This is a genomic window from Arthrobacter sp. B1I2 (genome assembly GCF_030816485.1).
Classification (GTDB): domain Bacteria; phylum Actinomycetota; class Actinomycetes; order Actinomycetales; family Micrococcaceae; genus Arthrobacter.
This window is the reverse complement of record NZ_JAUSYC010000001.1, coordinates 2,478,891-2,491,804: the sequence shown is the minus strand read 5'-3', so window position 1 is coordinate 2,491,804 and position 12,914 is coordinate 2,478,891. Positions and strand designations below refer to the sequence as shown.

Here is a 12,914-nt window from a genome sequence, read left to right as displayed (position 1 = left end):
TACAACCCGTAGAAGTGAGCAAGGTCACAATTGGTCGTCCCGCAGGCCACCCCACGCCACAGCTTTAGCGGCGACTTTAGGGGCGGCGCATGCGCAGGAATACGAGCCCTGCCGCGGCACCTACGCCCACCAGGCCTGCGCCCAGCCAGACCATGGCGTCCGGCATGCCCGGCAATGGTTCCGTGGAGGAAACGGCGCGGCCCGGACCTGCAGGTGCACCGGCAGCCTGCGGCATGCGGGTGGGCTGGGAGTTCCGCGCGTTGATGGACAGCGCAGTCGGCAGTGCCGGAGCAGGCGTGGCATCCGCACTGCCCGTCCCGGCTTGGCCGGCTGCAGCGCCGTCCGTTTCGGCACTGCCGCCGCCCGCAATTCCCGCCATCCCGCCGGAACCCAGCTCGGACGCCTGGGCGCCGGATGCCTGGCCTGCACCGGCACCTGCACCCGCACCTCCATCTGCAGCGGCCGGTGCGGCGGGCACAGGTGCATCACCTGCTGCGGATGCTGCGACGGGTTCCGGCTGGCTGGTGGTCCCGGGCCCGCTGGCCAGGGCCGCAGGGCCGGACCCGGCCTGGGCGGGTGCCGGGGAAGAAGCGGTTCCGGCGGGTGCCGCGGGCGCGGCAGCCGGCACGCCGGGCACCAGGGACGTGGCAGAGGCTGTGGGGAGCGGGAGGTCTGGAACTGGCAGGGCACTGACCGAAGCCTTCGCGGTGGCTGTCGCCGAACCGGCCGGGACCGTTGCCTTCACCGCCGGGAGCAAGGCACCCGGGACGGCAAGGATGGAGGGAGCCTTGGCACGCGGAGTGGGGGCAGCGGCACCTGGACCGTCCTTGCCCTGCGCACCGGCCGGGGATACCGGCGCCGCGGGTCCCTGGGGAGGGGGCGCCGTCTCGTCGGCCAAGGACGCCTGGACGCCGGTGGAAAGGACCAGTACCACTCCGACGGCCGCGGCTGCAGTACCGCGTCGGAGTCCCCCATGGATACCGGTCCGGGACATGGAAAGCTCGGACCTGTCTTGAAACATAGTCATCGACCCTAACCAGAACGCTTGCCCGTTCGGAAACCGGGATAGCCGGCACGGCGTGTACCGGACAAGCCGGCTGACCGGCCCTGGCGCCCTGACCAGCGGCGATACTCAGGCGGCGGCCAGCTGGCCGATTTGCTCACGTGTGTCCGCAACGACGGCGGCCAGCCCGTTTCCGGCCACCCAGCCGCCGACCACCGCCAGGCCGCCGGCCGCAGTGCATGCCTGGCGGATCTCTGCTGCCCGGGCGCGGTGACCCACGGCAGCGAACGGCAGGGCTCCCCGCCACCGGACCACGTCCCAGCCCCGCACGTCCTCGCCGGTGATCCGGACGCCCAGGAGTGCCGAGGCGTCCCGCAGCGCGGCCGCGAACAGCTCATCATCGGTTTCCGGGCCGGCAGGCTGCGCCGAGGCGCCGTCCACCCGGCCATAGGAGAGGCGCACCACGTGGCGCCCGGGGCCGGCAGCGGCTGCGAGCCAATCCCATTTGCCCGTGGCATGCGTCAGCGCCTTTGCTTCAATGCCCGGCGTCTGCGGGGCCACCAGGATTCCTGTTCCACGGGGCCGCCGGTCCAGCTCGGGTTTGTCCAGCACCAGGGTGACCAGCTTGACGTCAGGCCCGGACGCCGGCTTCTTTCCTGCGATCGGAGGGACAGCACTTTCCAGCAGCCCGACGGCGGCCGGACCGTCCACGGCCATGACCAGCAGGTCAGTGCGGAAGGTTGTGCCGGCCGCGTCGACGCGCCAGCCTTCGGCTGCGCGGGAAACCGATGTGGCAGCGGTGTCCGCCAGGAGAGGGTCACGCCCCGGCGCCGGAGATCTGCCACCAGGGCGTCCACGAGCGTGTGCATGCCGCCTTCGAGGCCCGCGACGGCGGAGCCGGCCTTGGCAGGTTTGGCCGGCCCGGCAGGTTCAGCCGTTGGTCCCGGCTGGGCGGCTGCACCGGCCGTTCCCGCGCTGGCTGTGTTTGCGCTGGCACGGCGCCGCTGGGCTGAAACAGCGGCGGCAAGGGAACCGTACTGCCGCAGGCCGGCCCGCAGGCCGGGAGCCACCATGTCGACGTCGAGCAGGCCGGGATCAGCCGAGTGGACGCCGCCCACCACGGGCGAGACCAGCCGTTCCAGCACGCGCGAACCCATCCGCGCCCGGACCAGGGCGGAAACGCTGGTGACTCCCTTGCCGGCTCCCACGGAAGCAGGCAGCAGCCGGTCCAGGGAAGCGCGCAGCGAGCCCATGATGCCCAGGGTGCGGCGGACCTCCGGGTCCCAGGGATTCGCGGGGATGCCCAGGACTCCGGTCCGGGGCAGTTCGCGGGGGCCATCCGGAAGCTGCACCCACGCACCGCCGGGACGGGGAGGAACGATCCTGCCGCCCAGGCCGAGTTCGGCGCAGAGCCGGGCGACGCCGTCGGACCTCGTGGCGAAGGACTCGGCACCGCTATCCAGGGTGAGCCCGGCTACCGTGTGGCTGCCCACGCAGCCGCCCCACGTGGTCCCCGCCTCAAGGACCGTCACCTCGTGGCCGGCAGCGGCGAGTTCCCGGGCGGCCAGCAGCCCGGAGATTCCGCCGCCCACCACCAGGGCGGTACCAGGCTCCGCAGGGGAACTGCCCACGGGTTATTCCGGCGAGATGGAGTGGATGAGCTCCACCACCCGGGTCAGGACGTCAGGGTCCGTTTCGGGCGGCACGCCGTGCCCAAGGTTCAGGACGTGGCCGGGGGCGGCGGAGCCGGCGGCGATGACTTCCCGGACGTGGGCCTCGAGGATTTCCCAGGGGGCTGCCAGCAGTGCGGGGTCGATATTTCCCTGCAGCGGAACGGTGCCGCCCAGCCGGCGGTTCGCCTCATCGAGCGGCAGCCGGTAGTCAACCCCCACCACGTCCACGCCCACATCGCGCATGGCAACGAGAAGTTCGGACGTGCCGGTGCCGAAGTGGATCAGCGGCGCACCCAGGTGGCGGACATGGTCCAACGCACGGGCCGACGCCGGCGCAACGTATTTGGTGTAGTCGGCCAGTCCCAGCGAGCCGGCCCAGGAGTCGAAGAGCTGGGCGGCGGAGGCGCCTGCCTCGAGCTGGGCCTGGAGGAACATGCCGGAAGCGTCGGCAGCCCAGTTGGCCAGCGCGGTCCAGGTCTCCGGGTCCGCGTGCATCATGGTCCGGGGGCCGAGGTGGTCGCGCGACGGTTTCCCTTCCACCATGTAGGCGGCCAGGGTGAACGGCGCGCCGGCGAAGCCGATCAGGGGTGTCTTGCCCAGTTCGGCCACAGTCAGGCGGACGGCCTCGCGGATGGGTTCCAGGGCTTCCCAGGTGAGCTGGGGCAGGGCGGCAACGTCGGCCGCGGTGCGCACGGGCTTATCAAGGACGGGGCCCACCCCGGGCACGATGTCCACGCCGACCCCCGCGAGCTTCAGCGGGATCACAATGTCTGAAAAGAAGATGCCCGCGTCCACGTCATGGCGCCGGACGGGCTGGAGCGTGATCTCGGAGGCCAGCTCCGGCTGAAGGCAGGAGTCCAGCATGGCGATGCCCTCGCGTACCTTAAGGTATTCCGGCAGCGACCGGCCTGCCTGCCGCATGAACCAGACAGGACGGCGGGACGGTTTGCCCCCGCGGTAGGCCGTGATCAGCGGTGAGTCCGCTGTGCGGCCGTCCATCAGTGGATGGTCTGCGGCGAGGGCGCCGGCAGCGGAGACGGCAGGGCTAGGAGTCATGCTTTTGATTGTGCCCAAAAAGAGCTGCAAAAGATAACGACAACCTGTCGCCCGCCACGCGGGGGCCGGGAAGGTGTCGGGAATCACTGTGCGGTGTGGCGACTATCCTTTTCGGTGGTTGTTCTACCAGGCAACGAAAAAGCTATGATTGGTCTGCTGTGGTTCTTTTCTCATTGGTGGCTACACACGCCGACATCGATCTTGAAACCGTTGCTCAGTTGAGCAACGGTTCTTCCGGGATTGCCGCATCCGCACTCACCGAATCCCCTGCTGTGGCCGGCGCGGTGGTCCTCGCCACCTGCAACCGCTACGAGATTTACGGCGAAGCCGCCAACCCCAACGACGTCGAAGCGGCCCGGGCAGCGCTCGTATCCCGGATCAGCGAGGCCAGCGGACTGGCCGAACCCCTTGTATCGCGTTCCTTCAGCACGCGCACCGGACCCGAGGTGACCCAGCACCTGTTCGCCGTCAGCGCGGGACTGGACTCCGCCGTCGTGGGTGAACGCGAGATCGCCGGCCAGGTGCGGCGGGCGCTGATCACCGCCCAGCATGACGGCACTGCAAGCGCCGGGCTCGTCCGGCTTTTCCAGGCTGCATCCAAGACCGCCAAGGATGTGGGCGCGCAAACGGCCCTCGGTTCCCGGGGCCTTTCCATCGTCTCTGTGGCACTGGACCTGGCCACGGATCTGTCTGAAAGCCCCGACTGGTCAACCAAGAAGGTCGTGCTGTTCGGGACCGGCGCCTACGCCGGCGCCACCATGGCACTGCTGCGTGAACGCGGCTGCACGGACATCTCCGTTTTCTCCTCCTCCGGCCGCGCCGAAGGCTTTGTGGCCTCGCGGGGCGGCACAGCCCTGAATGCGGAATCGCTGCGGCCCGCAGTGGCGGCTGCCGACGTCATGATCGGCTGCAGCGGGTCGGACACCCGGGTGGAAGCCGATGAACTGGCCCAGGTCCGCGCCGGTTCACCGCAGCCCCTCATCGCCATCGACCTTGCCCTGACCCACGACTTTGACCCCGCAGTCGGCGAGCTGGACGGCGTGGAGCTGCTGACCCTGGAATCCGTGCGCCTGGCCGCACCGCAGGAACAGGCGGAATCGCTGGCCCAGGCCAGCGGCATCGTGCAGGGTGCCGCAAAGGCCTTCGAGCAGGAGCGCGAGGCCCGCTCCGTGGATTCAGCAATCGTTGCCCTGCGGCGCCACACCATGAACGTCCTGGACACGGAGATGGAAAAGGTCCGTGCCCGCCACGGCTGCACCGCCGCCGCCGAGGAAGTCGAATTCGCGCTCCGCCGCATGGTCAAGCAGTTGCTGCACGTTCCCACGGTCCGCGCCCGCGAACTCGCCGCGAACGGCCAGCAGGATGACTACGTTGCCGCGCTGGAGGCCCTGTACGGCATCACCGTTGAGCAGCCCAGCCCCGCCCCTGCCGGCTTTGAGGCCGAATGCCCGGTGGACCACAAGGGCCGCGAAACCGCCTGATTCACCACGATGCTCTATCAGATATGGCTCCTAAACCGGTGGTTTGGGAGCCATATCTGATAGAGCAAGGTGTCAGTAGACGGGTTTCTCCGGTTCCACGTCGCGCACCCAGGCCAGGATCCCGCCGTCGAGGTGGCTGACCCGCTGGTAACCGGCCTGCCGTGCCGCCGCCAGCACGCTGGCGGACCGGGTCCCGGCCTTGCAGTGGAACACAATGTCCCGGTCCTGCGGAAGTTCGTCCCATGCCTCCCCGGCAAGGATCCGCCCCTGCGGGATCAGCCTGGCCCCCTCGATCCGGACAATGTCGTATTCCCCGGCCTCGCGGACATCCACCAGCTCAAAGTCCTTGAGCCCGGCTTGGCGCGACGCCAGCATGGTGGCCAGCTGGGTGGCGGTGACGGTGTGCTCGGTATCGGCCTGAGAGGCCGGGGCGATGCCGCAGAAAGCCTCGTAGTCGGTGAGTTCGGTGATGGGTTCCGCCGCGGGGTCCTTTGACACCCGGATCTCGCGCCAGCTGCCGCCCAGGGCGTCATACAGTGCCACGCGGCCCAGCAGGGAACGTCCGACGCCGGTAATCAGCTTCACTGCCTCGGTCACCATCAGCGATCCCACGGCAGCGCAGACCATACCGAACACGCCGCCCTCACCACAGGAGGGAACGGAACCGGCGGGCGGGGCCTCCGGATACAGGTCCCGGTAGGTGGGGCCGTGCTTCTCCCAGAACACGCTGACCTGGCCGTCAAAACGGAAGATGGAACCCCACACGTAGGGCTTGCCCAGGATGGCGGCGGCGTCGTTCACCAGGTACCTGGTGGCGAAGTTGTCGGCGCCGTCAAGGATGAGGTCGTACCCGCTGAACAGCTCCAGGGCGTTGGAGGAGTCCAGGCGGACGTTATGCAGCCGGACATCCACCAATGGATTCAGCCCGGCGATGGTGTCCCGGGCCGATTCGATTTTGGGCCGTCCCACGTCACTGACGCCGTGGATCACCTGGCGCTGCAGGTTGCTCAGGTCCACCACGTCGTCGTCGATGATTCCGATGGTGCCAACACCCGCCGCGGCAAGGTACAGCAGGGCGGGAGCACCGAGGCCGCCGGCGCCGATCACCAGCACCTTGGCGTTCTTGAGCCGCCGCTGGCCCAGGGCACCTATCTCGGGAATGATCAGGTGCCGGGAGTACCGTTCCACCTCGGCGGGGGTGAGGTCGGCGGCCGGTTCCACCAGCGGATCCAGGGAAAGGGGTGAAACATTTGCGGTGAAAGACGAAGCCATACTTCAATGTATGCCCCGGGATACCGCCGGGTCATATTACCCCGCAGTAAAGTGAAGGTAACTGCAATGGAAAGAAGGACAACTGTGGTCCCTGAAGCACGGGCTGACCGCCCGCCCGCGGCCGAACCGCAAACTCCCTCCCGCCCCGCAGGCCATCGGTCCGCCCGGCTGCCCCGGGATGAGCGCCGCGCACAGCTCCTTGCTGCCGCCCAGGAGGTGTTCGTGGCCAACGGCTACCACGGCGCCGCAATGGATGAAATTGCAGAGACCGCCCATGTCAGCAAGCCGGTGCTGTACCAGCACTTCCCTTCCAAACGCGACCTGTACCTGGCGCTGCTGGAAAGCCATTTGGCCTCCCTGACGGAGCTGATGCTGGGCGCCCTGAACTCCACAACGGACAATGATGAACGTGTCCAGGCCGTCATGCGCGCCTACTTCCACTTCATTGCCAATGACGACCAGGCCCACCGCCTGGTGTTTGAGTCCGACCTGATCAACGACCCCGATGTCAGCTCCAGGCTGGAAACCTTCAACCGGACCTTCGCCGACGCCATCGCCAGGGTCATTGCCGAGGACACCAAGCTCCCCCACCTCGAAGCCGAACTCCTGGGCCGCGGACTGGCCGGGATGGCGCAGGTCAGCGCCCGGTACTGGCTGGAAACGGACGGCAACCTGGACCTCAATGTGGCCAGCGACCTCATCTACCGTTTAGCTTGGCGCGGAATCTCTCGCTTCCCCAAAGAGTCCTAGACTACAAATAAGACAACACCTTGTAGAGAACACGAGCACTTCACAGGCTGGGAGGCCCCCTTGGAAATTAAGATCGGCGTGCAGAACGTTGCCCGCGAAATCGTGCTGGAATCAACCGACGATGCGGAGGCCGTGGCCAAGGTTGTTGGCGAAGCCATCAACGCAGGCAGCGAACTGCGGTTGAAGGATGACAAGGGACGCTTGCTCATTGTTCCGGGCAACGCGCTGGCCTACGTGGAAATCGGTGCCGAAGAGGTTCGGCGCGTAGGCTTCGGCCAGTTCTAAGCCACCCGCCTTTCCAAGGAGATTCATGCTTTCGCTGACCATCGTGGTGCTGGCCACCGTCGCCGCCGGATTCGTCGTCTGGGCCAACGACAAGCGGCACGCGAAGTACGGCGCGGGACTGCCGTCCGGCGTCGCCGTCGGTGTTGCAGCCTTGGTATGGATCATCCTGATGGCAGCCGGTTTCGGTTACCTGCCCGGGCTGACCTGGCTTCCATGGGTCCTGCCCATTGTCCTGGGCATTGCAGCTGCCGTCGCCGCCGTCGTCTACCTGGGCCGCACGCGTGCGCGCCACGACGCGGAGCAGCTCACCGCGGTACTGCGGCGCTGAGTTTCGGCCTGCGCCTGCGGACGGATCAAACAGTTGTGGCCACCACCCGCCCGGGTGGTGGCCACAACTGTATGTCCGGGGTCAGAGGAATTCCGCCCGGCCCTCCATGGCCGATGACGCCAGGGCATGCTCCCGGCGCGGGATGCGCCCGGCTGCCCTTGCCATCCTGCCGGCGGCCACCGCGTGCTTGAACGCCTCGCCCATGAGCGCCGGGTTCTGCGCGCGGGTCACGGCCGTGGCCAGCAGCACCGCGTCGCAGCCCAGCTCCATGGCAAGGGCGGCGTCCGATGCCGTGCCGATCCCGGCGTCCAGGACCACAGGCACGGAGGCCCGGGAAACGATGAGTTCAATGTTGTGCGGGTTCAGGATCCCCAAGCCGGTGCCGATCGGGGAACCCAGCGGCATGACGGCGGTGGCGCCGAGGTTCTCCAGCCGCAGCGCCAGCACGGGATCGTCGTTGGTATAGGCGAAGACCTTGAAGCCGCGGTTGACCAGCTGCTCCGTGGCCTCCACGAGTTCCACGGCGTCCGGCAGGAGCGTCTGTTCGTCGGCGATGACCTCCAGTTTCACCCAGTCGGTCTCCAGCGCCTCCCGGGCCAGCTCCGCCGTGAGGACTGCGTCCCGGGCGGTAAAGCAGCCGGCCGTGTTGGGCAGCACCCGGATCCCGTGGTCCACCAGCAGCTGGAAAAGCGAGCCGGTTTCCGCCGTGGAGTAGCGGCGCATGGCCACGGTGGTCAAGGCGGTGCCGGAGGCCAGGAGGGCCGCGCCCAGGCCATCCAGGCTGGGCGCTCCCCCGGTGCCCATGATGAGCCGCGACCCGAGGGCGACGCCGTCGATCACCAGGGCGTCGCTGGCGCCGGCATTTCCGGCGGGGTTGATGGTGCTGGTTTCGGTCATGGCGTCAGCCTCCCTGTACTGCTGTGACAAGTTCGATGTCGTCGCCATCGGCGAGCGCGGTGGCGAACCATTGGCTGCGCGGCACCACCTGGGCGTTGTGCGCGACGGCGACGCCGAGTTTCCCGCCGTCAGTCGCCTGTCCGTTGTCAGCCAGCGGGCGTCCGGTGACCTGGCTGACCAGCGTGGTGATGGAGGCGCCGTAGGGCACTGTGTGCGGGTTTCCGTTAAGGGTGATGTTCACGCTGTCTCCTTGATGTGGGGGCTTGTGGCGGCGTCGCCGGCCTGGAGAACCGGCCGGGGCTGAAGGGTGCCCAGCGGGGATCGGCTTTTCCGTCCAGCAGTTCCGTGCAGATGGCGGCTGCGGCCGGAGTGAGCAGGACGCCGTGCCGGAAGAACCCGGTGGCAATGATGAGCCCCGGGACGTGCCCGGCGCCTTCGCCGGCGGAGCCAGGGGCCGCCGGCACCCGGCCCAGCAGCGGCGCATTGTCGGGGGTTCCGGGCCGGGCGCGGGCGGTGCACTCCAGGAGTTCCAGTTCAGCGACGGCGGGCAGCAGCGCCTGCGCATCCCGCAGCAGCTGGTACACGCCCCCGGCGCTGACGGCATCGGAAAGGGCGTCCTCCCGCTGCGTGGCTCCGATCACCACGGTTCCGTCCTGCCGCGGGACGATGTACACCGGGATGCCGTGGACCAGGCCCCGCACCGTGGCGGTCACCAGGGGCTGAAGGTGCCGGGGAACGGCAAGGCGGAGGATGTCCCCGTGCACGGGCCGCAGGGGCAGCTCCAGGCCGCCGGGAAGGCCGCCGAGCGCCCCCGCCTGCAGGCCGTTGGCTACCACGGTTTCCCCCGCCAGGACCGTGCCGCCGTCCGCGAGGCGGGCACCGGCAACCGCTCCGCCCTCCCACAAGAGCCCGGCTGCCCGCTCCGGCACGGCATATCCGTCCACCGCCCCGGCAACCGCCAGTTCCGGTTTCTCCTGCACGGTACCGGCCAGGGCCAGCCGCAGTGCCGCTACCAGCCGCCGGGGATCCACCTGGTGGTCGGCCGGGGTCTCCAGGGCGCAGGCAATGGCCGGGCTGAGCAGTGGCTCGCGCTGCCGGGCCTCCCGCACGGTCAGCGGTTCCACCGCCAGCCCGTTGGCCTGCTGTACGGTGCGCAGGTCCATCAGCGCGCGGCGGTCGGCTGCGTCGGCACCCACGGCGAGGGTCGGCGTCGTAAGGTATCCGGGGTCGGCGCCCGTTGCTCCGGCGACGCCGGCGGCGAACCCGGGCCAGCGCGAGGATGCTTCGAGCATGAGTTCCAGGAGGTCTTCCTCCTGGTAGTGCAGTTCGCTGACCGGGGCCAGCATGCCGGCGGCGGCCCAGCTGGCACCGGTACCGGGCGCGTCATCGATGAGGACGACGGAGCGTCCGGAACGCTGCACCTCCCACGCGATTCCGTGGCCAACCACTCCCCCGCCGATGACGGCGACGTCGGCCCGGACGGTGGGTGGGGTGGGGGTACGCATATGGGTTCCTTCCCTACGCCGGCATTACCCGGATCAGGTCAAGCGGTCGGCTCTGACGCCCTCTCAGCCCGGCGCTTTGTGACAGCTGCCGCGGGCTCCCGCAGTACCAGCCCAGTTTAGAGGAACTAGGCTTGCAGCCATGAATGTGTCCACCCCATCCTTCCCCGCGGGCCACCGCCCTTCAGCCACCGAAGTTGTCAATGCCCGGGACAGCGACGCCCTCAAGGCAGCCCGGCTGTACCTCTGCACCGATGCCCGCCGGGACCGGGGTGACTTTGCGCAGTTCGTGGACGCCGCGTTCGCCGGTGGCGTGGACATCATCCAGCTGCGCGACAAGACCATCGAGGCTGCGGAGGAACTTGACCTCCTGGCGGTGCTGAAGGAGACCGCGGTACGGCATGGCAGGCTGTGGGCGGTCAATGACCGGGCGGACATCGCCGTATTGTCCGGGGCGCCGGTGTTCCACATCGGCCAGAAGGACCTGCCATTGGCAGCAGCGCGGACGCTGGTTAACGGAAACGCCGCCATCGGACTCTCCAGCCACACCACCGGACAGGTGGACGCGGCACTGGCAGCAACTGCCGGCCCGGCCGGGCTGGACTACTTCTGTGTGGGTCCCGTCTGGGCCACGCCCACCAAACCGGGCAGGACCGCCGTCGGACCCGGACTGGTGAAGTACGCGGCCGAAGCTTCCCGGCAGGCGGCGGATCCGGTGCCATGGTTTGCCATTGGCGGCATCGATCACGGAAACGTCCACCAGGTGGTGGACGCGGGTGCCCGCAGGATCGTGGTGGTCCGCGCCATCACCGAGGCCCCCGACCCCGCCGCCGCTGCCGCTTCCCTCCTCGACGCGCTGGACGCCACCGGCTCCTGATGCCATATCGGTGGACTTGGAGCTACGCTGATTTTTGTGTCACATCATCGGCTGGCCCCCAACGTCCATGACCACAGGAACGCCGTGGAAGAGGCGTTGGGCCTGCTGCGGACGGAACTCGAACTGCCGGGCCCGTATCCGGCTGAAGCGGTGGAGGATGCCCGGGCCGCGGTGGCAGGGCTGAAGCTGCCGTCCTACGACCTGACCGCCGTCGGGTTCGTGACCATCGATCCGGCGTCGTCCACGGACCTGGACCAGGCCGTGTTCATCGAACCGGACGGGAACGGTTACCGGGTGATGTACGCGATTGCCGACGTCCCGGCGTTTGTTGCGCCGGGAGGTCCCCTGGACGCCGAGACCCGGCGCCGCGGACAGACGTTCTATGCTCCGGACGGCAGGATACCGCTGCACCCTGAGGTGATCAGCGAAGGGGCAGGGAGCCTCCTGCCCGGCCAGGAATGTTCGGCCTTCGTGTGGGACTTCACGCTGGACGGCGACGCGTCGGTTTTGTCAGTGGGCGTCCGGCGGGCGCGGGTCCGCAGCCGCGACAAGCTCAGCTACAAGGGCGCGCAGGCAGACCTCGACGCCGGGACCGCCTCCCCCGTGTTGCGGCTGCTCCGCGAGGTGGGCCTGAAACGGGTGGCACTGGAACGGGCACGCGGAGGGGCCAGCCTCAACATGCCCGAGCAGGAAATTGTCCAGCTGCCCGACGGCGGCTACCGCATTGATGCCGTACCGCAGCTTCCCGTGGAGGACTGGAACGCGCAGATTTCGCTGATGACCGGGATGGCCGCCGCGCAGCTCATGCTGGAGGGCAAGGTGGGCATCCTGCGCACCATGCCGGCTCCGGACGAACGGTCCCTGGGGCATTTCCGGCTGCAGACCGAGGTGCTGGGGAGGCCCTGGGACGGCGAAGTCAGCTATGGCGAGTACCTGCGTTCGCTGGATCCCACCGATCCGCGCCAGCTGGCCATCATGCACTCCGCCGGCATGCTGTTCCGGGGAGCCTCGTACACCGCCTTTGACGGGACCGTCCCCGAGGATGGTGTGCAGTCCGCCATTGGTGCCGCCTATGCCCACACCACCGCGCCGCTGCGCCGCCTGGTGGACCGCTTTGTGCTGGTCATCTGCGAGGCCCTGAGCAACCGCGGCGATGTTCCCGGCTGGGCACGCGAAGCCCTTCCGCTGCTGCCGGGCATCATGGCCGGCTCAGACCAGCTGGCGTCGCGGATGGAACGCCTGGCCCTGGACACCGTGGAGGCAGCGCTGCTGCTGAACCATATCGGGCAGGAGTTCGACGCCATCGTCATCTCCGGATCCAAGCCGCAAAGCGGAAATGGCAACGGCAACGGGAAGGGTGGCAACGGGAACGGGAAGACCGGAAACGGCAACGGAAGTTCGGGGATCATCCAGATTGCCGAGCCGGCGGTCACCGCCCGCTGCGCGGGCGACCTGGAGTCCGGTACCAAGGTCCGGGTCCGGCTTGTTTCCTCGGACATCACCACCCGGCAGATCCATTTCGAACTCGTCTCCTGAGCTTCGGCGGGCGCCGCAAGCGGGCCGAAACAGTGTTCTTGTGCCCGTGCGGCTAGACTAAAGGGGTAGAAATGGATGCCCGGTCGTTGATTTCCTTGATTTGAAACCAACAAGCCCGCCCCTACGCGATCTTGAGATTTGCCCGCTGGTCACCAGTGCCAGCATAGATAGCCCGCGATCGGCTTCCACTGGAATCGCTTGCGCGCCTGAGCGTGCTCCGGAACGGCCAGCCCTGGCCGGCCCGTTGAGCAGGC

The 12,914-nt window shown here is 68.4% G+C and carries 12 protein-coding genes, 1 pseudogene and 1 riboswitch; of the genes and pseudogenes, 6 read left to right on the top strand and 7 right to left on the bottom strand.

Annotated elements, in window-relative coordinates:
- Positions 1-76: 76 nt before the first annotated feature.
- From QFZ57_RS11690 to hemE, 3 genes and pseudogenes are all read right to left on the bottom strand, one after another.
- Entirely contained in the window at positions 77-1,027 is a 951-nt protein-coding gene (locus QFZ57_RS11690; protein WP_306900348.1) for a hypothetical protein, read from the bottom strand.
- Positions 1,028-1,132: 105 nt separating this feature from the next.
- Positions 1,133-2,634: pseudogene (gene hemG / locus QFZ57_RS11685) on the bottom strand (protoporphyrinogen oxidase).
- Positions 2,635-2,637: 3 nt separating this feature from the next.
- Positions 2,638-3,732, bottom strand: a complete 1,095-nt coding sequence (gene hemE, locus QFZ57_RS11680) for a uroporphyrinogen decarboxylase (protein ID WP_306900346.1) — start codon at positions 3,730-3,732, stop codon at positions 2,638-2,640.
- 158 nt (positions 3,733-3,890) lie between these two features.
- Here hemE and QFZ57_RS11675 point away from each other — a divergent pair, with 158 nt between their 5' ends.
- Positions 3,891-5,213 carry a glutamyl-tRNA reductase gene (locus QFZ57_RS11675; RefSeq protein WP_306630589.1) on the top strand — a complete coding sequence of 441 codons (1,323 nt, stop codon included), beginning with the start codon at positions 3,891-3,893 and terminating at the stop codon, positions 5,211-5,213.
- A gap of 72 nt (positions 5,214-5,285) precedes the next feature.
- On the opposite strand, the gene moeB is transcribed toward QFZ57_RS11675, so the two are convergent.
- Complete coding sequence (moeB, locus tag QFZ57_RS11670) at positions 5,286-6,485, bottom strand: molybdopterin-synthase adenylyltransferase MoeB (RefSeq protein ID WP_306900345.1); 1,200 nt, start codon at positions 6,483-6,485, stop codon at positions 5,286-5,288.
- Between the two features lie 84 nt (positions 6,486-6,569).
- Between moeB and QFZ57_RS11665 the strand changes: the two genes are divergently transcribed.
- From QFZ57_RS11665 to QFZ57_RS11655, 3 genes are read left to right on the top strand one after another with little or no spacing between them, the layout of a single operon-like run.
- Positions 6,570-7,235: a TetR/AcrR family transcriptional regulator gene (locus QFZ57_RS11665; protein ID WP_306630587.1), complete on the top strand. Its 666-nt coding sequence runs from the start codon at positions 6,570-6,572 to the stop codon at positions 7,233-7,235.
- A gap of 60 nt (positions 7,236-7,295) precedes the next feature.
- Positions 7,296-7,520, top strand: coding sequence for a DUF3107 domain-containing protein (locus tag QFZ57_RS11660; protein ID WP_306630586.1), 225 nt, complete (start codon positions 7,296-7,298; stop codon positions 7,518-7,520).
- 25 nt (positions 7,521-7,545) lie between these two features.
- Positions 7,546-7,848 carry a hypothetical protein gene (locus QFZ57_RS11655; protein ID WP_306900344.1) on the top strand — a complete coding sequence of 101 codons (303 nt, stop codon included), beginning with the start codon at positions 7,546-7,548 and terminating at the stop codon, positions 7,846-7,848.
- An 81-nt stretch (positions 7,849-7,929) separates the two neighbouring features.
- Here the strand turns inward: QFZ57_RS11655 and QFZ57_RS11650 are convergent, their stop codons facing one another.
- From QFZ57_RS11650 to thiO, 3 genes are all read right to left on the bottom strand, one after another.
- Positions 7,930-8,745, bottom strand: a complete 816-nt coding sequence (locus tag QFZ57_RS11650) for a thiazole synthase (protein ID WP_306900342.1) — start codon at positions 8,743-8,745, stop codon at positions 7,930-7,932.
- Between the two features lie 4 nt (positions 8,746-8,749).
- Positions 8,750-8,986 (bottom strand): sulfur carrier protein ThiS, encoded by a 237-nt coding sequence (gene thiS / locus QFZ57_RS11645; protein ID WP_306630583.1) that lies wholly within the window; start codon positions 8,984-8,986, stop codon positions 8,750-8,752.
- Positions 8,970-10,250 carry a glycine oxidase ThiO gene (gene thiO / locus QFZ57_RS11640; protein ID WP_306900340.1) on the bottom strand — a complete coding sequence of 427 codons (1,281 nt, stop codon included), beginning with the start codon at positions 10,248-10,250 and terminating at the stop codon, positions 8,970-8,972. Before thiO ends, thiS begins: the two co-directional genes overlap by 17 nt.
- Positions 10,244-10,362, bottom strand: a riboswitch (TPP riboswitch). Its footprint overlaps the gene before it by 7 nt.
- 27 nt (positions 10,363-10,389) lie before the next feature.
- Here thiO and thiE point away from each other — a divergent pair.
- Both thiE and QFZ57_RS11630 read left to right on the top strand, forming a co-directional pair.
- Entirely contained in the window at positions 10,390-11,124 is a 735-nt protein-coding gene (gene thiE, locus QFZ57_RS11635) for a thiamine phosphate synthase (protein WP_306630581.1), read from the top strand.
- Between the two features lie 36 nt (positions 11,125-11,160).
- Positions 11,161-12,660: an RNB domain-containing ribonuclease gene (locus tag QFZ57_RS11630; RefSeq protein WP_306900338.1), complete on the top strand. Its 1,500-nt coding sequence runs from the start codon at positions 11,161-11,163 to the stop codon at positions 12,658-12,660.
- Positions 12,661-12,914: the final 254 nt, after the last annotated feature.

Excerpts from the sequence above, each read along its gene's own strand:
- QFZ57_RS11690 (WP_306900348.1), bottom strand. The coding sequence starts at position 1,027 with ATGACTATGTTTCAAGACAGGTCCGAGCTTTCCATGTCCCGGACCGGT.
- hemE (WP_306900346.1), bottom strand. The coding sequence starts at position 3,732 with ATGACTCCTAGCCCTGCCGTCTCCGCTGCCGGCGCCCTCGCCGCAGAC.
- moeB (WP_306900345.1), bottom strand. The coding sequence starts at position 6,485 with ATGGCTTCGTCTTTCACCGCAAATGTTTCACCCCTTTCCCTGGATCCG.
- QFZ57_RS11655 (WP_306900344.1), top strand. The coding sequence starts at position 7,546 with ATGCTTTCGCTGACCATCGTGGTGCTGGCCACCGTCGCCGCCGGATTC.
- QFZ57_RS11650 (WP_306900342.1), bottom strand. The coding sequence starts at position 8,745 with ATGACCGAAACCAGCACCATCAACCCCGCCGGAAATGCCGGCGCCAGC.
- thiO (WP_306900340.1), bottom strand. The coding sequence starts at position 10,250 with ATGCGTACCCCCACCCCACCCACCGTCCGGGCCGACGTCGCCGTCATC.
- thiE (WP_306630581.1), top strand. The coding sequence starts at position 10,390 with ATGAATGTGTCCACCCCATCCTTCCCCGCGGGCCACCGCCCTTCAGCC.